Origin of the sequence: Thermoanaerobacterium butyriciformans, from assembly GCF_017874545.1 — a bacterium.
Lineage (GTDB): Bacteria > Bacillota > Thermoanaerobacteria > Thermoanaerobacterales > Thermoanaerobacteraceae > Thermoanaerobacterium > Thermoanaerobacterium butyriciformans.
Window position 1 is genome coordinate 69772 of sequence record NZ_JAGGLT010000010.1, and the last position, 23535, is coordinate 93306.

Here is a 23535-nt window from a genome sequence, read left to right on the forward strand (position 1 = left end):
TGTACATTTTATCACAGTGAACTAAAAAAATCAAGTGGATGAAATGCACTTTAGACATAATTATGCCTTAAAAAATTTATAATTTTGTAACGAATTAGTATTTCATTTGTTATATAATATAGGTAAATGTTTTAAAGGGGAGATGAAATTGAAGAAGTTTTTGCTTTTGTTTTGTGTCGTATTGACGATATTTATGACTGACTGTTCAAGTGGACAGTTCAATGCATATAGAGAAGATACGAAGTTTTTACTGAAGTACGGTTTTAGTCCTGAAAAAGAATCATCTTACTTCGATGTGACAATTCCATCTGATTGGAGTATTCAAGGCACTTCTATGCCTGTTGGGCTTTATTGGACTGAAGTGAATTTTTTATCAAGGGATATAGGGTATAATATTGAAAAATACAAAGGCAAAACTGTAAAAGCTGTAATATACAGGTTAAATGAGAAGCTGCCAGGATTGGGAGAAAGCAGCAAATACACATATCCTGTAAATGCTGTAATCTTGAGAGATGGAGAGAATATAATAGGTGCATGGCTTGAGTTTAACGCATCGACACCTCTATCTCTTAAAAAGAACTACATCGAAACACTTACGGAAAGGCCTTGGATTGACTGGGTAACAGCCCACGGTTTTTTAAAGCAAATGTCGACTCCAGCTACAGACAGTCTTACACCTGAAGAGCTTATATACGCATTTTTTAACGGGATAAATAAAGGGGACAAAAGCTTAATATATTCAACTCTCTCTATTGATATGCTGCATGACATGCTTTACATCAACAGACCTGCAAATGTCCTTTACAATTCGGACTTTGAGGAATTAAGTTTGGAGCTAAACACAAAATCAGCTACAATATTAAGCATAGAAGAAAATACAAATTACGTGCCAATTAAAAACGAAAATATATATAAAAGCAGAGAATTTATGGTAATAGTGAACATGACGTTAAAAAGTGAAGATAATATTTCCATAAAAAGCGGAAAAAACACATTCTTCTTCATTATATCAAAGTCCACAAAGGATTCACCTTGGAAAATAGAATCAATAGGAACAGGGCCATAAGGCCCTTTTATATTTCTACAACATCACTTTCTTTATACCTTAAAGCCATATTTATCTCATAGTCTATCCCTTCTTCTTTCAGCACATCTGTAACAGTCTTGTACGCTATTTCAGGTTTATTGTTGTTATGGCTTAAATGCCCCAGGTACACGATGCCGATTGATTTCATCTTTATGAATTTTTTAATAGCTTCTGCTGCATCTTTGTTTGACAGATGGCCGTGTTCTGAAAGAATTCTCTTCTTTAAAGGCCATGGATAAGAACCGTGTATAAGCATATGGATGTCGTGGTTGGACTCCAGCAAAACAATGTCAGAATCCATTATATTCGCTGCCACACCTCTACTTATATACCCTAAATCAGTGGCAATGGTGGCTTTATTCTGACCACAAAAAAATGAAAAGCCTACAGGTTCCGCCGCATCGTGGGATTTTTTGAAAGGTCTTATTCTTACATCTCCCAATGTAAAATCTTCACCAGTTTTGAAAAAACGCTTGTTGTCACAGTCTATCTCACCAAGAAGTTTTTCCATAGAAACCCACGTTGCTTCATTGGCATATATGGGAATGTTGTACCTCCTTGACAATACTCCGGCCCCTTTTATGTGGTCATTGTGCTCATGTGTTATGAGTATCGCCGTAATATCTCTTGGTGAAACATCTATGCTTTCAAGACTTTTCTCTATCGTGCTGCCACTTAAGCCTGCATCCACCAGTATATGTACATCTTTGTATCCGATGTATGTGGCATTTCCACTGCTTCCGGACCTCAATGAACAAAATCTCATTTCAAATACCCAAAAACGGGGGTACCCCCTTTCACATCTTGCTGTTATAATTTGAAAAATCCCTTTATATTATATAATAATAGAGAATTATTTGCTATGGTAACTCACATAAAAGTCTGTTTTCATAACTTATCAACAGTCTTTCTGTGAGCAACTTTTTTTCACAAATATCATTAATCGATTTTCGTCTAAAAATAGTATATCTTGAAATAAAATTTTTCACACAGGACTTATCCACATATACACATTTACATGTGGATAAGTCACAAATCTGTTGTAAAGTAACCAGCTGAAGAGTTTTCATATGTAAAATAAACTGATTCATAAATAATATTTTAATTCCATTGATAATTATTTTTATCTGTGTTATAATTAAATTACAAATTTTTGAAAAATTCGAGGGGGATTATCATGGATTACAATATTTTAATCGGAGGAGCAGCAGGACAGGGAATCGACACAATCTCTCATATATTTGAAAAAACCCTGAAAAGGTGCGGCTTTTATGTTTTTTCTATGAAGGATTACATGTCAAGAGTAAGAGGCGGTCACAACTTCATACAAGTAAGATTTAGCCACAATCCAATTTATTCACATGATGAATATTTTGATGCAATAGTTGCACTTGATTTTGAGACAATAAATTTACATGCTAAAGTTTTGAAAACAGCGGGAAAACTTATATGCGACAAATCCCTTTCAGATGATGATAGATACATTTCATTTGATTTTAAAGAAATCGCAAAAAAATGTAGCAATCCACGTGTGGCAGGAACAACAGCAATAGGAGTTTTGCTTAAATTATTTGGAATACCTTTAGATGTATCTTATACTGTATTAAATGATGAATTTAAAGGGGATGTGCTTGAAGCAAATATAAAAGCGATAAATGCAGGATACAATCTAGTAGAACCTGCGTTTGCAATTACACTGCCTAAGAAAAATGAGAATATCTACATAAGCGGCAATGAGGCAATTGCACTTGGCGCTATTGCAGCAGGTGTAAAATTCTACTCAGGTTACCCCATGACTCCATCAACCAGTGTAATGACATATATTGCAAAAAAATCTCGTGACGCAGAAATAGTAGTTGAGCAAGTAGAGGACGAAATCTCTGCAATAAACATGGCATTAGGTGCATCGTACGCAGGATTAAGAGCTATGACTGGAAGCTCAGGTGGCGGTTTTGCTCTTATGGTAGAAGGAATAAGCCTGGCCGGCATTACAGAGCTTCCAATCGTAATAACTGAAGTTCAAAGACCAGGTCCTGCTACAGGTTTTCCGACTCGAACTGAGCAGGGAGATTTAAGGTTTATAATTCACGCAGGTCACGGTGAGTTTCCAAAAATGGTGATATCTTTAAGAAATCCTGAAGATGCATTTTATCAAACCGTCAGAGCATTTAATATAGCTGATAAATACCAAATACCGGTGATTTTAGTCAGTGATCAATACCTTGCAGATGTAGGTACAACCGTAAAACCTTTTGATTTCAATAAAGTAAAAATCGAAAGGCATATTTCTGGAAGTGAAGCACTAGAAGACGGAGTGTACAAAAGATACAGGTTCACAGAAAGTGGTGTGTCACCTAGAATAATACCAGGCAAGATTGAAGGTGTAACCGTCCTTATAGACAGCGACGAACACGACGAATTTGGTCACATTACTGAGTCGCAGGAGATAAGGATAAAAATGGTAAATAAGAGGATGAAAAAGTTAAAACTATTAGAGGAGGAAATTCAAGAACCTCTGTTTATTGGAACTGAAAATCCAGACATCCTTATAACTTGCTGGGGTTCAATGTACGGGCCTGTAAAAGAAGCTGTAGACATGCTTTTAAAAGACGGAATGTCAGTAGGAGCCCTGTCATTTGGAGATATTTGGCCATTTCCAACGAAGCTTATAAAAAAGTACGGAAGATTTGCAAAGGTGATTATTGATGTTGAGCAAAATGCTACAGCACAGCTTGATAGCCTAATGAGAGAAAATGCACTTGTAAAGGCAGATGAATACATACTTAAATATGACAGCCGCATGATGAGCTCAAAGTACATTTATGATAGAGTAAGAGAAATATCAAAAACATCAAGCATGTATTAAATTAAGAAAGGGATGATTTCATGAATACAGCATTTGAAACGTATGAAACTGCATGGTGCCCTGGATGTGGAAACTTCGGTATACTTAATGCTTTAAAGGATGCGTTGACTGAGCTTGGCTTAAAATCTCACCAAGTTGTTATAGCATCAGGAATAGGCCAAGCCGCAAAGATTCCCCACTATATAAACGTAAATGGATTTAATGGTCTTCACGGAAGGGCTTTGCCACCTGCAATAGCCATAAACATTGCAAATAAGGACCTTAAAGTGATAATCGACTCAGGAGACGGTGATACGTACGGTGAAGGCGGAAACCATTTTATACACGCAATTAGGAGAAACGCCAACATAGCACACTTCGTCCACGACAACCAAATATACGGTTTAACGAAAGGCCAGGCATCACCGACAACTGCAAAAGGACAGAAGACAAGCCTTCAGTTTGATGGCGTCATATTAGATCCCGTAAAGCCAATAAAGCTCGCCCTCACTATGGGAGCTGGATTTGTGGCAAGAAGTTTCTCAGGAAATTACGAACACCTTAAAAAGATGATGAAGGAAGCAATATCCTACAACGGTTATGCACTGCTTGACATATTTCAGCCTTGTGTCACATTTAACAAAGTAAACACCTTTAAATGGTACAACGAAAGAGTCTATGAGCTTCCAGATGATTATGACTACACAGATATAGACAATGCCTTTAAAGTAGCTGATGAATGGGGAGACAGGATACCGATAGGTATAATATATAAGGTAGAAAAACCTACCTACATCGACAACATAAAGTTTTTAAAAGATGGTCCGCCTTTGGTAGATGCTAAATTAGACCCGATGATGGCAGAAAAGTACTTAGATGATTTTAGATAAAAAGTCAGGGAACTTTCTCTTGGAAAGTTCCCTTTTCTTTAGCTTGCTATTTCTTCATCTTCAAATTGGCTATTGTAAAGCTTAGCGTAGAATCCGCCTTTTGCCAGCAGTTCTTCGTGTGTGCCTTGCTCTACAATGTCGCCATGATCCATTACAAGTATAAGATCAGCATCTCTTATTGTTGAAAGCCTGTGAGCGATAATAAAGCTTGTGCGATTTTTCATCAGATTATCCATGGCTTTCTGTATAAGAATCTCTGTACGTGTATCGACAGAGCTGGTGGCTTCATCCAATATCAGTATCTTAGGATCTTTAAGTATTGCTCTGGCTATTGTTATAAGCTGCTTCTGTCCTTGAGATACGTTTGAAGCTTCCTCATTTAATACCATGTTGTAACCGTCTGGCAATGTGTGGACAAAGTGGTCTACATGTGCTGCCTTTGCAGCTTTAATAACTTCTTCATCCGTAGCATTTAGATTTCCATACCTTATATTATCCATTATCGTACCGTTATAAAGCCATGTATCCTGCAATACCATTCCAAACAATGACCTTAGATCGCTTCGCGTAAATTCCCTTATGTCGTGGCCATCTATCAGTATCCTACCTGAATTTACATCGTAGAACCTCATCAAAAGTTTTACCATAGTAGTCTTGCCAGCACCTGTCGGTCCTACAATAGCTACCTTTTGCCCAGGCTTTATATCAGCAGAGAAGTCATTTATTATTATCTTATCTGGATTATAACCAAAGTGTACATGGTCAAATTGCACATGTCCCTCTACATTCTCCAGTTTTATAGGATGATCTGTCTCAGGCACTTCCTCTTCTTCATCTAAGAACTCAAATACACGCTCAGCGCATGCTGCCGTCTGCTGAAGTATGTTGGAGATATTGGCAATCTGCGCCAGCGGCTGAGTAAATGACCTTACGTACTGTATAAATGCCTGTATATCGCCAACTTCAATCGTCCCTTTTATAGCAAGGTAACTTCCTAAAACGACCACTCCTACATAGCCTAAATTGCTTACAGAGTTCATTATAGGCATCATAAGTCCCGTTAAAAATTGGGATTTCCAGGCAACTTTGTAAAGCTCATCATTGTACTCGTCAAATTTCTCTACACTTCTTTCTTCATAATTAAATGCTTTCATGACAACATGGCCGCCGTACATTTCTTCAACGTGACCGTTGACGTGACCAAGGTAATCCTGCTGCTGTTTGAAGTACTTCTGTGAAAATTTTATTATCACAGCTATTATACCCATCGATATAGGTATCATCAGAAATGTCACAGCTGTCATGGATACACTGATAGTCAGCATCATAACCAATGCACCGATTACCGTTGTAACGGATGTGATAATCTGTGTCATACTCTGGTTTAATGTTTGGCTTATTGTATCAACATCGTTTGTTATTCGGGACAGGATTTCACCGTGATTTGTGCCATCAAAGTATTTAAGGGGCATGCGGTTTATCTTTTCCATTATGTCTTTTCTGAACTTGTAAGTCACTTTCATAGCTACATTTGTCATTATCCAGCCTTGTATATAGCCAAGACCTGAGCTTAAAAGGTACAAACCAATAAGAATAAGAATTATCTTGCCGATGTAGTCAAAATCTATATTGCCTGTACCTGCTATCTTTGCCATAACGCCTTCATAAAGTTTTGTTATGGCTTTACTGAGTATCTTAGGACCAGCAATTGATAATGCCGCACTTCCAGCAGCAAATATTATCACAAATAGTATTGAAAATTTATAGTCTCCAAGGTATGACATAAGCTTCTTCATAGTCCCTTTAAAATCATTGGCCTTTTCCCCACCTACCATAGGGCCATGGCCACCCATAGGACCATGCCTCCTCATGACAGGCCGCCTTGGAGTATTTGCGCTTTTTCCATCCATTATGCCAATTCCTCCTTTGAAAGCTGCGAATAAGCGATTTCCCTGTAAGTCTCGCAGTTTTTCATAAGCTCTTCATGTGTGCCTATCCCAGCTATTTTACCATCATCCAATACGATAATCTGATCTGCATTCATTATTGTTGAGATACGCTGTGCAACTATTATGACTGTGCTATTTCCTGTATACTCTTTCAATGCCTTCCTCAATGCCCTATCTGTTTTAAAGTCAAGGGCAGAAAAACTGTCATCAAATATATATATCTCTGGCTTTTTGACAAGGGCACGGGCGATAGACAGCCTTTGTTTCTGTCCCCCTGATATATTTGTAGCATCCTGAGATATTTCACTGTCATAACCATCTGGAAGCCTTTCTATAAACTCTGCTGCTTGTGCCACCTCTGCAGCCTTTTTAACTTCCTCATCTGTAGCATTTTCATTGCCAAACTTTATGTTTGACATGACAGTACCTTTAAATAAAGAAATCTTCTGTGGCACATAACCAATTTTTTCTCTCAAATCGTGCTGCTTCACATTCTTCACATCTACACCATCTACTAAAACCTGACCTTCTGTTGCATCGTAGAATCTCGGAATCAAGTTTACAAGTGTAGATTTCCCGGATCCTGTTGAACCAATGATAGCCGTCGTCTTCCCAGGCTCAGCCTTAAACGTAATATTCTTTATGGCATCTTCCTCTGCACCAAGGTACCTGTATGAAACATTTCTAAATTCAACGACACCTTTTTGACTTTCATCAAACTTCTTGCTTTCTTTGGGATCTACAACTGTCGGCTCAGTTTCTAGCACTTCAGCTATACGGGATGCTGATACAGATGCCCTAGGTATCATTATGAACATCATAGACATCATAAGGAATGCAAAGATTATCTGTATAGCGTACTGCATAAATGCCATCATGTCCCCTACCTGCATCGATGAATTGGCAATATCATGAGCACCTACCCACACAATAAGAAGAGTAACTCCATTCATTATAAGCATCATTGCAGGAAACATTGTTATCATGACGCGGTTTATAAAAAGCATCGTATTCGTGATGTCGCGGTTTGCCTTGTCAAACCGGTTCTCCTCAAACTCTTGCGTATTAAATGCCCTTATAACCATCATTCCTGCTAGATTCTCACGTGCTACAAGATTTAGCCTGTCGACTAATTTCTGAACGGATTTGAATTTGGGCAGTGCGATAGAAAATACAATCGACACAAGTCCCAAAAGTACTATGACAGCTAGTGCTATAATCCAAGACATAGAAGCACTCTTACCTACAGCTCTAATAACACCGCCAATACCTATCATAGGTGCATAGAATATCATCCTTATCATAAAGACTATTAGCATCTGTATCTGTGTTATATCATTTGTTGTCCTTGTTATCAAAGATGCTGTCGAAAACTTATCAAATTCTTCACTTGAAAAGCTCTCAACTCTGGTGAACAAGCTCTTTCTAATGTCTCTTGAAAATCCTGCTGCAACTCTAGAGCCCAAGAAACCTACCAGTATCGAACAAGCTGCACTTAAAATTGTTATCAAAAGCATGATTAAACCTGTAGTCAAAATATAATTCATCTGAATCTTGTCGGTATTTACACCAAGTGCTTTATATTCTGCTTTAACTTCTGCTGCCGCAGCCTGTATAACCATGTTGTCGCCAAGGGATGTAAACTTCTTATTCATATCATCTGCTATCTTCTGCCTCTCAGACTCTGGAAGCTTTGCAAATAACGCAAACAGATCCATATTTGCAGGAATCTTTGTGTTATTAAATGTAATAAATCCATCTTTTGCACTGGACTTCATTTTGTCAACAGCAGAAACAGCTAGAAAAGCCTTACCCATCACAGGGTTTATCTTATCTACTTCGGATTTATCAATATTTTTAAGTACGTAAATCGGTTCTTTTTTCAAAGTTGGATATTGTTTTACGTATTTATCGTAATCTGAACTATTTTTATCTATCAATGTGTAATCATTCAAAACCTCTTTTTTGTCATCATCACTCATAAACAGCGTGAGTTTATCCATCGTGCTTTGCCTTACTGCAGAAGGCACAGCGTTTACTATTCCTCCCTGCTGTATGCCTTGGTTTACTATGTTTGACATATAGTCAGGAAGGGCCAGGTCGCTCATGGCCTGAATAAATATGAACAATATTGCAACAATAGTTATAAAGATATAAGGCTTAAAATATTTTCGTAATTTAAGCATTAACCTAAACCACCTTTCCTTAAATATATATAGTTATAACATCTATTGTTTGTTTGACTCAATCAATCTCTTTAAAGTGTTTAACCCTTTTACTATTTCGTCGTGTTCTTCCTCTGTGGCCTTATTCATCATATCTCTAAATTTATCTTCTACTTTTTTGAAAACCTCTTTTGATTTTTTCCTAAATTCCTCGTCTATATTCACATAGACAACCCGCCTGTCATCACTACTTCTCTCTCTTTTAACCATGCCTTGCTTTTCAAGCCTATCTACTATACCTGAGACAGTGCTGCTTGTAAGTCCCATCTTTTTACTTAACTCACTTATTTTCATTTTTCTATGTCGCATAAGAATACCTATAATCATCCCTTGCGGACCTGTTATATTCAATTCTCTAAATTCGTCTTCCATGCTTTTATGAATCATATTCATAATAAACTTTAGAGTCTTTAAAACATCTATTCTTTCGTTAAATTCATCCAAATTTTTTCACCCTCTTTCAAGATATTTCGTAATTGTATATTTAGTATGCAAATATTTCGGATACTAAATAATTATATTCCCGCAAAATAAAAAAGTCAATAGGTTTTTTGAAAATCCTATTGGCTTTTTCATCCCTTATATTTCAGTCATCTTTCTTATGTTATTTTTTATATCAACAACTTCATTTTCATTCCCCAGCAATACAATGTAATCTCCAGATAATATTTTTGTATTCCCTTTAGGAATTATCTCTTTTCCGCCTCTTTTTATCCCGACTACAAGACAATTACGAGGCCACTCTATGTCTTTTAATTTCTTCCCATCTACAAAAGATCCGACTGCCACAGGCATCTCAAACAAGATTTTGCCAGATTCATCATAATCATTGATATTCTCATTTTTTGTATTTTTTATTATCCTACCAAGCAATGATTCATATATAGGCTCATTTCCGTAAAAGCCTGATACAATGTAAGCAGTTATTGATACAGTGCTTAAGGCAAGCAAATGGCTAAATGAACCTGTCATCTCTGTAACTAAAAGACTACCAGTAATAGGAGCCCTGACAATAGCTGCAAAATAGCCGGCCATAGCTAAAACAACAAAATCTTTTAAATACATTTGATTAATGTTAAAAATATTCATGATTATTATACCGTATAGATTTCCAATCAATGCCCCTATGGCTAGAAGTGGCATGAATATACCGCCTGGCACTCCAGATCCATAGCTTACAATTGTAAACAAAAATTTTGATATAAACAGCAAAAGGACAAATGCAAATCCTAAATTAACACTGCTTATCTTATCTACGAGGCTCTCACCGCCCCCCAGTACCATAGGTATAGAAAGCCCTATAATAACCGATAGAAAAAGAGGAATAAATATCTTTAATTGAGGTATCTTTACATATCTATCATATAAGTCTTGTGACTTTAGGAGTGATTTGTTGAATAAAATTCCTCCAAACCCGATTATGACCCCTAGCACTAAAAGATATACATATTGAGAAAACGGAACAATCGGCATATTGGTAATATCAAATACCGTCTTTAACCCTAAAAAAGTATCTGTAATGTATGTGGCAGTAAGTGATGACACCATTGATGACACAAGAACGATGGGGGAAAAATTTTTGTGAAGCTCTTCCAATGAAAATATAACACCTGCTAAAGGCGCATTGAATGCCGCTGCCAACCCTGCACCAGCACCGCATGTTATAAGATACTTCTCCTCAAAGCGCATCCTTTTTAATAACCTGCTGACACCTTGACCTAAAGATGAACCAAGCTGGACACATGGACCTTCTCGTCCTAAAGACAGTCCAACACCTATCATCAGTATTGTACCTACAAACTTCAATACAAATATTTTTAGCCAATTTAATTTAAAATAGCCTATAATCGTCCCTTCCACCTGCGGTATACCGCTGCCACTGATCATAGGCTCTAGTTTAAGTATATAGTTTGTAAATATACCTACTACAGCTAAAAACACAAGCCATATAGGCAAGAGATAAATCTTCGTCTCTAAGACTTTATATAAAACCAAAAGATACATGCCTGTTTTTTCTAATATAAACCTTAAAGTTGATACGACAAATCCTATAAAAATTCCAACAACTATTCCTTCTAATATGAGTCTATCTTTGAAATTCTCCCTGTTTTTAAATATTTCATATATGTGACTGTTGCTTTTCATCTAACTACCTCCCATAAGTTTCATAAAAAAATTATACAACAAATTTATATATATGTTAAGATATTGCAACATAATCTATCATATTTAAATCACTGTTCATTGACTATAGATTCATTGTAATATATAATTTAATCAAATCTTAGACAGGAGGCTTTCTTATGTCAGCAGTGGAAAAGCCAAAATATCACCAGATATCCCTTGATATAGCTCGGAAGATAATAAATGGAGATATAAAAGAAGGTGAAAAGATTTATGGAAGATCTGAACTTGCAGCCATATACAATGTGTCACCAGAGACCATAAGAAGAGCTATAGCAGTGCTTAAAGACATGGGTGTAGTATCTGTGATGCATGGAAGCGGTATTATCGTAAAATCAAGAGAACTTGCATACAAATACGTAGACAGGTTTAATGAAACAGACTCAATAGAGCATCTTCAAAAAAAACTAGAAAAACTTATAAAGGCAAAGAGAAAGATCGATGATGATCTTAATTCTACAATAGAAAGAATAATAGAATACACCTTAAGCCTTAAACACATAAACCCTTTTAACCCATTTGAAATAGAGATAAAAAGAGGGGCAAAAGCCATCGGAAAAACATTATCAGAACTAAACTTCTGGCAGAACACAGGAGGCACAATAATCGGCATAAGGCGCAATGGAAAAATAATATTGTCACCTGGACCATACGCTGAAATAAAGCTTGGGGATATACTAGTAATCGTTGGTGATGGCGATGTACCTATGAAGACTAATCATTTCTTATACAATGATTAGTCCTTTTTATTCTATTATTTTACAAGTGACAACTTTTATGTTATAATTGAGTTGTTACTTTTAGCTTGTTAACATTTTAGGATTATGCTAATTCAGTATTGAAGGGAGGCTTCTCATGATAGAATTCAAAGATGTAAGGAAGTCATATGATGACGGAAAAGAAATTATAAAGGGTATAAATTTCACTATAAATTCCGGTGAACTGTTCGTCCTAATAGGCCCCAGCGGCTGTGGAAAGACGACAACCCTCAAGATGATAAATAGGCTTATTGAGCCAACTTCTGGTAAAATTCTTATCGATGGAAAAGATATTACAAAAGGTGATCCTATAGAGCTTAGAAGAAATATCGGTTATGTAATACAGCAGACAGGGCTTTTCCCAAACATGACTATAGGACAGAATATAGAAATAGTCCCTTATCTTAAAAAATGGCCGCAACAAAAGAGAAGAGAAAGAACTATGGAACTTTTAAGATTAGTTGGCATGGAACCAGAAGAATTTATAAATAGGTATCCAAATGAACTAAGCGGCGGTCAAAAGCAAAGGATTGGTGTCATAAGAGCATTAGCAACTAATCCAGACGTAATATTAATGGATGAACCATTTAGCGCACTTGACCCTATTACAAGAAACCAACTTCAAGATGAATTGTTCGACTTGCAGCAGAAATTAAATAAGACTATTGTCTTTGTAACACATGATATGGATGAAGCACTAAAACTTGGTGACAGAATATGCATAATGAAGGACGGCAATATAATCCAATTGGATACACCTGAAGAGATATTAAAGAATCCTGCACATGGATTTGTCGAAAATTTCATAGGCAAAAACAGGATATGGAGCAATCCAGATTACATCAAAGCAGAAGATATAATGATAAATAATCCAGTCAAAGCAAACCCAAAGCGAACAGTTCTACAAGCAATAGAAATAATGAAAAGCAACAAAGTCGACAGCATACTAGTTGTAGATGGCGATGAAAAGCTCCTTGGTATTGCCACATCAAAGGACATGTCAAAAAAAGAAGGAAGCAAAAAGTTAGAAGAAATAATGGAAACGGATGTAATAACTGCTTATAATGACGATACCATTTCAGAAATATTAAAAATAATGGATGAGAAAGGTGTAGGTTTTCTACCTATAATAAATAAAGAAAAAAAATTAGTAGGGCTAATAACAAAAAGCAGTCTTATTACAGTTTTTTCAAAATTGTACAGTTAAAGGAGTGATGATATGTCAGATTTTATTAATTTTTTCCTTTCAAGATCTAATCAAATAGGAAATCTTACCCTTCAGCATATTGAGCTTACTATAGTAGCAGTCATTGCAGCAATCGTAATTGGTGTGCCAATCGGCATCATCATAACAAGGTTTAAAAGTCTTTCAAAATATATAATAGGACTTGCAAATGTCGTTCAGGCAATACCAAGCCTTGCTTTAATGGGCTTTTTAATACCTCTTTTCGGCATAGGCAGTACACCAGCAATAGTAATGGTTTTTCTGTATTCACTTCTGCCAATAATAAAAAATACATTTACCGGTATAACAAATATTGATAGTGAAATACTTGAAGCTGGTAAAGGAATGGGTATGACAAACTCACAGCTTTTAAGGCTTATAGAGCTTCCTCTATCGCTGCCTGTAATAATGGCTGGCATTAGAATAGCAGCCGTAACTGCTGTCGGGCTTATGACTATCGCCGCATTCATCGGCGCTGGTGGACTAGGTTATATGATATTTACAGGAATACAAATGTACAATACACAGATGGTACTTGCCGGTGCTATACCTGCTGCGATATTAGCATTGCTCATAGATTTTATAATCGAAAAAATTGAAATCAAAGTTACACCAAAGGGAATAAAAAAATAGAAAGGAGCATGATAATGAGAAAAAAAATTATTTCTGCTATTCTGACACTTGTAATCATATCTGCATTAATCTCTGGATGCGGGAAGTCAAGCGACACAGTCGTAATAGGATCAAAAAACTTTACAGAACAAATAATAATGGGTAACATGTTAGCAACACTTATAGAAAAAAATACAGACTTAAAAGTAGATAGAAAATTAAATTTAGGAGGCACAGATGTTGCTTTTAATGCTCTAAAATCAGGTGATATAGATATGTACGTTGAGTACACTGGTACAGGTCTTGTAAATATATTGAAAAAGCCTACCCAAAACAATTCAGATGCAGTATATAATGAGGTTAAAAAAGATTTTAAAGAAAAATACAACCTCGATTGGTTAGAGCCAATCGGCTTTAACAACACTTATACACTGGCAGTATCGCCGTCTGTAGAAGAAAAATATCACCCTAAGACAATATCAGATCTCAAAAAGATTTCAAACAATCTAGTATTAGGATGTACAATGGAATTTACAGAAAGACCTGATGGATATCCTGGACTTAAGAAAACTTACGACATCGAGTTTAAATCAGTGAAAGGAATGGACTCAGGCCTTAGATATCCAGCAATAGAAAAAGGGGATGTTGACGTAATTGACGCATTTTCAACAGATGGAATGCTTAAAGCGTACAATTTGACAGTTTTAGAAGATGACAAAAACTTCTTCCCTCCATACTATGCAGCACCACTCGTAAGAGATGATACATTAAAAAAACACCCTGAACTAAAAGATGTATTAAATAAGCTTGCTGGCCAAATAAATGATGAAACCATGAGAGAACTTAATTATAAGGTAGATAAACTTGGTGAAGATCCACGAACTGTTGCCGATGACTTCTTAAAATCAAAAGGTTTAATAAAATAAAAGGTCCTAAATTAGGGCCTTTTTTATATAAATAGGCTTTCCCCACCTTTTTCAAGGCCTATTATCTCTCTATCAGAATATTTAGTAGTCCGCAAAGTATAGATAATGACCGAATCTTCATCTTTATTGATTATCCTTGAGATTTCACTCTTTAACTTTCTAAAATTTGCATCCGATATTTCACCTTCCAAAACTGAATTTTGTACCCAATTAAGGTACTTCCTGCAAGTCTTTAAAACTTTATTTACTCGCTTCTCATTGACATCATATACTAGTATGATAAACATAATATCACCCTTTTACCATTGAGCAACAAATGGCTGATATTCTTCTTCACCCATAAGATGTTTTTCCAGTTTATAAAGCTCAAGCCGTATAAGCCTGTGGTATGAGACATTATTGCCTAGAGTCCTGTGCTTTATCGTCGTCTTAAGCTTATCTTCGTATTCCTCTATAAATGCCATCTTTGCTCTATCTTTAAGCAAGAGTCCTTCTGCATCACCGTCAAAATCATCTTTTTTAATAATACTTTTCCCCACAACTGTAAATATCACCCTGTCTACCACGATTGGCTTAAATATTTCTGATACATCTAGATTTAGAGTAAATCTCCTAAAGTTTGTAGAGTGTAAATACCCTATTCTAGGGTCCAAATGTGTCTTATAAACTTCGCTTAGTACTTTTGTATACATAAGAGAATTTCCAAAACTTATAAGAACATTTAAAGAATTTTTCGGTGGCCTTTTGCTTCTTACATCAAACTCAAAATCACTATTTCCCAATATCTCATCAAATGATTTGTAATAATACTCCCTTATATTTCCTTCAATAGCCATAAGCTCATTTATATCAGATGTACCATCTATTAAATCGCCTAATCTTTCTATAGCGTAAATAATGTCATCCAAGTTTTTGCCTCGGTTTTGATAATACTTTAAAACTTGGCGTATGTTTCTATATGCACCTTCTACAAACTTTTGAGCAATATACAACCGCTTCTTCTCGTCTATGTAATATTCTGCTTGCTTTAATATCATGTAACCAGAATTCAGATGCTCTCTCGGATAAAAAGATCCAACGTAGTAGCCGTAATGATTGAAGAAGTGAAGTATTATCTCTGACTGTGAGATAAACTCAAGGAATCTTTTGTTGAGGCTGACCTCACCAAAAATCATTATTTCTGACGTGTTTTCAACAGGGATAAACTTCCTGCCGTTTTCACCCTCAAAATACAATGTGTTGTCTTTTCTATGCAATTCACCGTCTGAAAAAATGTAAACAGGCTTTTTCATGATAAGCAAAACTCCTTATATCCACAATTTTTGCAGTAAGGTATCTTTTCAAAACTAGGCGCTTTGTCCATATTTATAATATCCCTTATTTCATTTATAGCATTTACAACTTCTGCCTCCGACTCACTGGTAAGTCCCACATCAATCTTTTTCCTCTCCTCAGGGAAAAATAGCTGTCCTTTTGCCTCAATACCGTTTTGCTTCAGCTTATATAAATAAAAAAGAAGCTGCATCTTTGCGCTCTTTTCAGCCTTAGAGCTCTTCTTGACTTCCCCTACTAGCAGGTTGCCATTGTCATTTCTCACAAGATCTATAACAACATTTTCAAAGTTTAGCTTCTTTCTATCCCTGTCATAAGATATGTCATCGATCAAGCGTCCCATTTCCAAATACGGATGCTCTTGATCAGGAATTATCTGGTGGGCCATGAGCCACACCTGCCTTTTGCATATATTATAACTTTGCATCAATGAACCTGTTACCTCTTCGTACATAAGAACACCTTCTTGTATATATGTTTTATATCATAAAAATGTTTTTCACTTATTACATAACAAATCAAAATCTTTGAGGCATCTCCCATATAATTTTATCTATTTGTTCATCTGTTACTGTAATTATTTCACCATCATGTTCGGATAACTCTACATAATAGCCTATTGATAAATTTTTGATGTCATATATTTTCAGAATAGTGCCCTCTCTACCGTTTTTAGCCCAACAATATCATTGTTTAATTTTTTATTTATTTACATAAAAACTCACCACTCTTATGTGAATTCCTTATAAGTAGGACAAAAACTAACTTGTTCTGATTCAAGCTTTTTAACTTCTTTAACCCACACAAGGAACATCTTTTTAACATTATCAGGTGCACATTCTTTTAATTTATATCCATCTTCTACAATAATTAAATACGGTGCAAGTTCTTTCGGAATAAAAGGCATCATTTTTACTCCTCCAAAATTTTATATCTCAGTACCTTATAGATAGGCTAATAATTTACTCAAGAAGAATACGACGACATAAAAGAATACCTGTTTCAATTCCTTATAGGTAGGTTAAAAACAAACTATCTCAAGCCAGCAACTGCAATTGGTATGCCAAAGTTTCAATTCCTGATAGGTAGGCTAAAAACGGAAAATTTAATATATATAGCATCATTTTTAGGATCAGGTTTCAATTCCTTATAGGTAGGCTAAAAACTTTTGTTCCCGGACAGGCTGTTGCCATAAGGTCTCTAATTTCAATTCCTGATAGGTAGGCTAAAAACAAAAATTTCATGTGTTCCTGACAGATACGTTATCGCGTTTCAATTCCTGATAGGTAGGCTAAAAACAAATAGAAATCATAATAAACCACCTACCCAATATATTGTTTCAATTCCTGATAGGTAGGCTAAAAACCATGATCATGTACCCGATGGAGCAACTATGCCTTATGGTTTCAATTCCTGATAGGTAGGCTAAAAACACTTTCTGCGTTGTTGGCGAAAGCTCACCAAAAGCATGTTTCAATTCCTGATAGGTAGGCTAAAAACTGAAAAAATGGATATTGATTTTGACTTCATTGCTGGGTTTCAATTCCTGATAGGTAGGCTAAAAACCCTTTTGTGGCTGCCCTAGTGTGTCCCATAACAACTTGTTTCAATTCCTGATAGGTAGGCTAAAAACTGAAAGCTAACAAAATATTCATACTTTTTGTAATGGGTTTCAATTCCTGATAGGTAGGCTAAAAACCCTAATTCAATCACATATGTTTCTTGTATACCGCCATTGTTTCAATTCCTGATAGGTAGGCTAAAAACCTTATATTAACCCTCTTTTCAGGTGCCCGTAGAGGGTTTCAATTCCTGATAGGTAGGCTAAAAACGCGGAAACGCCACTTACGCTCAACCTGCTTGGCAGGAAAGTTTCAATTCCTGATAGGTAGGCTAAAAACTGCGGAGGTCGTCATATAGGGCATCTCCATACGGAGTTTCAATTCCTGATAGGTAGGCTAAAAACTGTGTAACCGCAGTATGGACATATCATCTCTTCTGTTGTTTCAATTCCTGATAGGTAGGCTAAAAACGTAGCAGTTAAGGAAGGCTTTGCTGATGGTATTCTATAGTTTCAATTCCTGATAGGTAGGCTAAAAACTGTAAAAACGGTACAATCAAGACGGAATTATTTTTGAAGTTTCAATTCCTTATAGGTAGGCTAAAAACTTTTGATAATATGGCTGTTAACATTTTTATTCCTCCTGTTTCAATTCCTTATAGGTAGGCTAAAAACATGTATTTAGAGATGCCACAATATTTTTCTATTTAGCGTTTCAATTCCTTATAGGTAGGCTAAAAACAAAGGAATTTCCGTTAGTGAATATATATTAGACTTGAGTTTCAATTCCTTATAGGTAGGCTAAAAACGAGCCGATAATCCTTCCATATTCCCATACATAGTATCGTTTCAATTCCTTATAGGTAGGCTAAAAACTTAATGTCGCAGTTATTCCTGCTTCTGCTATTATATCAGTTTCAATTCCTTATAGGTAGGCTAAAAACTGGTATATATACATGGCTGATAGGGCTTATGGGAGGCGGTTTCAATTCCTTATAGGTAGGCTAAAAACTGAAAGACCAAGAAATCAAAGAAGCTAATACAGGCTCGTTTCAATTCCTTATAGGTAGGCTAAAAACTACAGTGCCGGCAGTATTTACAGTGCCAGTGATCGCGTTTCAATTCCTTATAGGTAGGCTAAAAACGTCTGTGTTGTAGGTGTTTGAGTGTCTGTTGATGCTGGTTTCAATTCCTTATAGGTAGGCTAAAAACGAGTTAATGGAAAATTAATATGTCCTGAATGTAATTCGTTTCAATTCCTTATAGGTAGGCTAAAAACAAAAATCCAGGGATAAGATCTCATGCTTCACAATTTTGTTTCAATTCCTTATAGGTAGGCTAAAAACGCAGTTTTATACCGAAAGCTGCAGCTATTTGTCTCTCTGGTTTCAATTCCTTATAGGTAGGCTAAAAACTGAAATAGACGAGCTATACAAAACTATAACAGAATGTTTCAATTCCTTATAGGTAGGCTAAAAACCAAAAAGAGGAAAAGATAACCTACCAATCAATCGCAGTTTCAATTCCTTATAGGTAGGCTAAAAACTGAAATAGACGAGCTATACAAAACTATAACAGAATGTTTCAATTCCTTATAGGTAGGCTAAAAACCAAAAAGAGGAAAAGATAACCTACCAATCAATCGCAGTTTCAATTCCTTATAGGTAGGCTAAAAACCTTGCAATAGCAAGCGGCTTAATAAGTTATGATGAAAGTTTCAATTCCTTATAGGTAGGCTAAAAACCTGTTCCAACTGTGAAGTCTGCAACTTGTTCGTCATTGTTTCAATTCCTTATAGGTAGGCTAAAAACACATCAATTTGTCCGTATACTACGGCTGCACTGTCTATGTTTCAATTCCTTATAGGTAGGCTAAAAACGAACCTATCACGCATGAAGTTTTAAATGAAGATATATGTTTCAATTCCTTATAGGTAGGCTAAAAACAAAAGTCATATCACTTAAGCCAGACAAAACAAGTTGGGTTTCAATTCCTTATAGGTAGGCTAAAAACACAACAATCCTGATATAGAAAGAGACGTATTAGTCAGTTTCAATTCCTTATAGGTAGGCTAAAAACCCTTCGCCATTTTCATCAAATTCTTTGCCTTCGTCAAGTTTCAATTCCTTATAGGTAGGCTAAAAACCCAGCCAAAAAGCCATATATCAATGCATCCATGTCTGTTTCAATTCCTTATAGGTAGGCTAAAAACATTATCTGGGTACAGAAAATATTGAAAAGGAAGCGAGTTTCAATTCCTTATAGGTAGGCTAAAAACAAAAAGGAATAGATGAAGCAAAAATACTCGCTGCAAGTTTCAATTCCTTATAGGTAGGCTAAAAACTGCCAGTATCGCTTTGTTTCTTTGACAGGTTCAAAGTTTCAATTCCTTATAGGTAGGCTAAAAACCGTTAAATAATCGATTATGTTCTGGTCGCTGTCATTGTTTCAATTCCTTATAGGTAGGCTAAAAACTCAAGAGGACAGGCATGGATTGACTTACTGATGAGGGGTTTCAATTCCTTATAGGTAGGCTAAAAACATCCGTATCAAATAAGCGGACCAATGTTGGCATTGTAGTTTCAATTCCTTATAGGTAGGCTAAAAACTCTATGTAGAAAAAAGACTTTTGCAAGCACTAGAGGAGTTTCAATTCCTTATAGGTAGGCTAAAAACCATCAATATGTCCACATACACTACATTTTTGAGATGGTTTCAATTCCTTATAGGTAGGCTAAAAACCCAGGACCAAGTGGTTCGGGAAAAACATATTCAGCATGTTTCAATTCCTTATAGGTAGGCTAAAAACTTAACTTGACCCGTTGCCTTTGTACCTGTTTTTCTAGTTTCAATTCCTTATAGGTAGGCTAAAAACGGCGAAGTAGAGCCTTTAAAACAACTCGGTATAATTGTGTTTCAATTCCTTATAGGTAGGCTAAAAACAAACGAATTGTTAGATACTTATTATTATTATGTATATGTTTCAATTCCTTATAGGTAGGCTAAAAACTTATTCTAATTGATGGTTCTACACAAAAATTATCTTGTTTCAATTCCTTATAGGTAGGCTAAAAACAGCGAAAGAATTTAAAAATGCAGGATATGATTTTTGTAGTTTCAATTCCTTATAGGTAGGCTAAAAACCCACAGCAGATATATATATACACACACGCCAAGAAATGTTTCAATTCCTTATAGGTAGGCTAAAAACCTCGTAGCACCTGCCTTGAATATCCGGTACATCGTTTGTTTCAATTCCTTATAGGTAGGCTAAAAACACTGTTGCATTCGGCAATGTTACTGACATCATTAGCTGTTTCAATTCCTTATAGGTAGGCTAAAAACTCGTCATTTAATAAATAAGCACTCGCCGAAACATCAGTTTCAATTCCTTATAGGTAGGCTAAAAACTCAAATTCTTGGCCATAGCTTCTTGAATAGACCAAAGTTTCAATTCCTTATAGGTAGGCTAAAAACAGACTTGTCATAGTGTATCTTTCCTGACCTATTGTAGTTTCAATTCCTTATAGGTAGGCTAAAAACGAAGTAGCCGCCAAGAATAATGCTGATAATTGGTATGTTTCAATTCCTTATAGGTAGGCTAAAAACATCAACGCATAGTATTAATCCATATCAACTCAAAAAAAGTTTCAATTCCTTATAGGTAGGCTAAAAACTATAAAGATTTAAAAAAAGAAGCACAAAAATTTAAGTTTCAATTCCTTATAGGTAGGCTAAAAACGGGTCTTTTATGCCATTCTTAGACGCTATTGCTTTGGTTTCAATTCCTTATAGGTAGGCTAAAAACACAGTAGCAGAATGGTTTAGAACGTGGCTGAAAAAATAGTTTCAATTCCTTATAGGTAGGCTAAAAACATTTGGAACGATTTGGCGTCCTATACTTGGGAACAAGGTTTCAATTCCTTATAGGTAGGCTAAAAACCGGATAGAAGAAAATGAAGATGAAATAGTAAAGAAATGTTTCAATTCCTTATAGGTAGGCTAAAAACCGAGCTTGAACCTGTAAAGAGGTTTTGAATGGGAAAGTTTCAATTCCTTATAGGTAGGCTAAAAACGATTTTGGGAGTGAATATGCCTTTTTGAGACGTGCTTTGTTTCAATTCCTTATAGGTAGGCTAAAAACCTGCAAAGATTAGCAGATGACTTGTATAGAGAGCATAGTTTCAATTCCTTATAGGTAGGCTAAAAACGTGCGTCTTTATCTGCTTCTTTTGTATATACATCTTGGTTTCAATTCCTTATAGGTAGGCTAAAAACCTAATGAACATAAATACTTAAAATTATCGGTTACGTAGTTTCAATTCCTTATAGGTAGGCTAAAAACCGATTTTGGGAATTATGACTGCGGTTAGTCTTGGTGTGTTTCAATTCCTTATAGGTAGGCTAAAAACGACAGCAAGAGCTTTAGCATTTTGAGTATTATTATATGGTTTCAATTCCTTATAGGTAGGCTAAAAACCTCTTGTAAGCGGTGCAATTTTTCTTCCAATATCATGTTTCAATTCCTTATAGGTAGGCTAAAAACGATGAGGTAATTGTAGAAGAAAAAACAGGCAGAAAGAGTTTCAATTCCTTATAGGTAGGCTAAAAACGCACCTCTGTGACATAGTGCTTTGTTCCGTCTTTTTCGGTTTCAATTCCTTATAGGTAGGCTAAAAACGATAAAGATGATACATCTAACAATAGTCCTTGATATTGTTTCAATTCCTTATAGGTAGGCTAAAAACCCGCTTCGGCAAATTCCATCTGAAATGCTGTCGTGTGTTTCAATTCCTTATAGGTAGGCTAAAAACTCCCTCCTTGTTTCTTTTCTCCTCTCACAGATGGTAAGTTTCAATTCCTTATAGGTAGGCTAAAAACCTTTATTAGCACTGTCAGCAACATTACTTTGCTGATGTTTCAATTCCTTATAGGTAGGCTAAAAACATGCCTATGCCTTGAAATGTGACTGGATAACATTCGGGTTTCAATTCCTTATAGGTAGGCTAAAAACCAGGACGCTTTTTTAAGTACAAGGTATTTATTATATGTTTCAATTCCTTATAGGTAGGCTAAAAACATAGCACAGGATTTAAAAAGAAGCAGAATTGCAACGTTTCAATTCCTTATAGGTAGGCTAAAAACCAGGGCCTTAACCTTGTAGTACAGCCACAGGGGGTGGTTTCAATTCCTTATAGGTAGGCTAAAAACCAGCCACAGGGAAAAGAAAAAGAATAAAACGCACTAGTTTCAATTCCTTATAGGTAGGCTAAAAACAACACTCTTGCGAGTGCTTTTTAATGATATTATTTTAGTTTCAATTCCTTATAGGTAGGCTAAAAACTAGTTGTTATCATGGGAATATAGACCCAACACACTTGTTTCAATTCCTTATAGGTAGGCTAAAAACGAAGTACAGCATGTCCGAGTTCATGAGAGCAAACTAGTTTCAATTCCTTATAGGTAGGCTAAAAACGCTATTTCAACGGGATTAAATTCAATTATTAGTCAGAGTTTCAATTCCTTATAGGTAGGCTAAAAACCTTCTCCGGCTGTAATTCTTGGAGGTTCGCCAAGCAAGTTTCAATTCCTTATAGGTAGGCTAAAAACTAGTTGTTATCATGGGAATATAGACCCAACACACTTGTTTCAATTCCTTATAGGTAGGCTAAAAACGAAGTACAGCATGTCCGAGTTCATGAGAGCAAACTAGTTTCAATTCCTTATAGGTAGGCTAAAAACAACAGCTTTTGCGCTAGATATAGCATTGAATGTAGCGTTTCAATTCCTTATAGGTAGGCTAAAAACAGACGCCTCGACAATATTTTTCTCGCTTAGATAGTTCTGTTTCAATTCCTTATAGGTAGGCTAAAAACAACAGCTTTTGCGCTAGATATAGCATTGAATGTAGCGTTTCAATTCCTTATAGGTAGGCTAAAAA

General features: G+C 35.8%; 16 protein-coding genes and 1 CRISPR repeat array. Of the genes, 7 read left to right on the top strand and 9 right to left on the bottom strand.

What is annotated here, in order from left to right; genetic code table 11:
- The first annotated feature begins 142 nt into the window (after positions 1-142).
- Entirely contained in the window at positions 143-1066 is a 924-nt protein-coding gene (locus tag J2Z80_RS05650; protein ID WP_245301169.1) for a DUF4830 domain-containing protein, read from the top strand.
- 7 nt (positions 1067-1073) lie between these two features.
- Here the strand turns inward: J2Z80_RS05650 and J2Z80_RS05655 are convergent, their stop codons facing one another.
- Positions 1074-1853 carry an MBL fold metallo-hydrolase gene (locus tag J2Z80_RS05655; protein ID WP_209453522.1) on the bottom strand — a complete coding sequence of 260 codons (780 nt, stop codon included), beginning with the start codon at positions 1851-1853 and terminating at the stop codon, positions 1074-1076.
- Between the two features lie 411 nt (positions 1854-2264).
- Here J2Z80_RS05655 and J2Z80_RS05660 point away from each other — a divergent pair, with 411 nt between their 5' ends.
- Together J2Z80_RS05660 and J2Z80_RS05665 are read left to right on the top strand one after the other, a co-directional pair.
- Positions 2265-3953: a 2-oxoacid:acceptor oxidoreductase subunit alpha gene (locus tag J2Z80_RS05660; RefSeq protein WP_209453523.1), complete on the top strand. Its 1689-nt coding sequence runs from the start codon at positions 2265-2267 to the stop codon at positions 3951-3953.
- Positions 3954-3973: 20 nt separating this feature from the next.
- Complete coding sequence (locus J2Z80_RS05665; protein ID WP_209453524.1) at positions 3974-4822, top strand: 2-oxoacid:ferredoxin oxidoreductase subunit beta; 849 nt, start codon at positions 3974-3976, stop codon at positions 4820-4822.
- Positions 4823-4860: 38 nt separating this feature from the next.
- Here J2Z80_RS05665 and J2Z80_RS05670 read toward each other — a convergent pair whose 3' ends face one another.
- From J2Z80_RS05670 to J2Z80_RS05685, 4 genes are all read right to left on the bottom strand, one after another.
- Positions 4861-6732 (bottom strand): ABC transporter ATP-binding protein, encoded by a 1872-nt coding sequence (locus J2Z80_RS05670; protein ID WP_280953176.1) that lies wholly within the window; start codon positions 6730-6732, stop codon positions 4861-4863.
- Positions 6732-8957, bottom strand: coding sequence for an ABC transporter ATP-binding protein (locus tag J2Z80_RS05675; protein ID WP_209453525.1), 2226 nt, complete (start codon positions 8955-8957; stop codon positions 6732-6734). Before J2Z80_RS05675 ends, J2Z80_RS05670 begins: the two co-directional genes overlap by 1 nt.
- A gap of 42 nt (positions 8958-8999) precedes the next feature.
- Positions 9000-9440 (bottom strand): MarR family winged helix-turn-helix transcriptional regulator, encoded by a 441-nt coding sequence (locus J2Z80_RS05680; RefSeq protein ID WP_245301170.1) that lies wholly within the window; start codon positions 9438-9440, stop codon positions 9000-9002.
- A gap of 135 nt (positions 9441-9575) precedes the next feature.
- On the bottom strand, positions 9576-11141 hold the full coding sequence (locus tag J2Z80_RS05685; RefSeq protein ID WP_209453526.1) for a ClC family H(+)/Cl(-) exchange transporter: 1566 nt from the start codon (positions 11139-11141) through the stop codon (positions 9576-9578).
- A 158-nt stretch (positions 11142-11299) separates the two neighbouring features.
- Here J2Z80_RS05685 and J2Z80_RS05690 point away from each other — a divergent pair, with 158 nt between their 5' ends.
- The 4 genes from J2Z80_RS05690 to J2Z80_RS05705 all read left to right on the top strand — a co-directional run bounded on the left by J2Z80_RS05690 (position 11300) and on the right by J2Z80_RS05705 (position 14701).
- Positions 11300-11920: a GntR family transcriptional regulator gene (locus J2Z80_RS05690; protein WP_209453527.1), complete on the top strand. Its 621-nt coding sequence runs from the start codon at positions 11300-11302 to the stop codon at positions 11918-11920.
- A 115-nt stretch (positions 11921-12035) separates the two neighbouring features.
- Positions 12036-13145, top strand: coding sequence for an ABC transporter ATP-binding protein (locus tag J2Z80_RS05695; RefSeq protein ID WP_209453528.1), 1110 nt, complete (start codon positions 12036-12038; stop codon positions 13143-13145).
- 12 nt (positions 13146-13157) lie between these two features.
- Entirely contained in the window at positions 13158-13796 is a 639-nt protein-coding gene (locus J2Z80_RS05700; protein ID WP_209453529.1) for an ABC transporter permease, read from the top strand.
- 14 nt (positions 13797-13810) lie between these two features.
- Positions 13811-14701: a glycine betaine ABC transporter substrate-binding protein gene (locus tag J2Z80_RS05705; protein WP_209453530.1), complete on the top strand. Its 891-nt coding sequence runs from the start codon at positions 13811-13813 to the stop codon at positions 14699-14701.
- A 23-nt stretch (positions 14702-14724) separates the two neighbouring features.
- Here the strand turns inward: J2Z80_RS05705 and cas2 are convergent, their stop codons facing one another.
- The 4 genes from cas2 to J2Z80_RS05725 form a co-directional block, all read right to left on the bottom strand.
- Positions 14725-14988 carry a CRISPR-associated endonuclease Cas2 gene (gene cas2 / locus J2Z80_RS05710; protein WP_209453531.1) on the bottom strand — a complete coding sequence of 88 codons (264 nt, stop codon included), beginning with the start codon at positions 14986-14988 and terminating at the stop codon, positions 14725-14727.
- Between the two features lie 12 nt (positions 14989-15000).
- Complete coding sequence (gene cas1b / locus J2Z80_RS05715) at positions 15001-15993, bottom strand: type I-B CRISPR-associated endonuclease Cas1b (RefSeq protein WP_209453532.1); 993 nt, start codon at positions 15991-15993, stop codon at positions 15001-15003.
- On the bottom strand, positions 15990-16487 hold the full coding sequence (gene cas4 / locus J2Z80_RS05720) for a CRISPR-associated protein Cas4 (protein ID WP_209453533.1): 498 nt from the start codon (positions 16485-16487) through the stop codon (positions 15990-15992). The genes cas1b and cas4 overlap by 4 nt, the downstream gene beginning before the upstream one ends.
- Before the next feature lie 276 nt (positions 16488-16763).
- Complete coding sequence (locus tag J2Z80_RS05725; protein WP_192401955.1) at positions 16764-16943, bottom strand: hypothetical protein; 180 nt, start codon at positions 16941-16943, stop codon at positions 16764-16766.
- Between the two features lie 89 nt (positions 16944-17032).
- Positions 17033-23470: direct repeats of the CRISPR family, unit length 30 nt; unit sequence GTTTCAATTCCTTATAGGTAGGCTAAAAAC.
- The last annotated feature ends 65 nt before the right edge of the window (positions 23471-23535 follow it).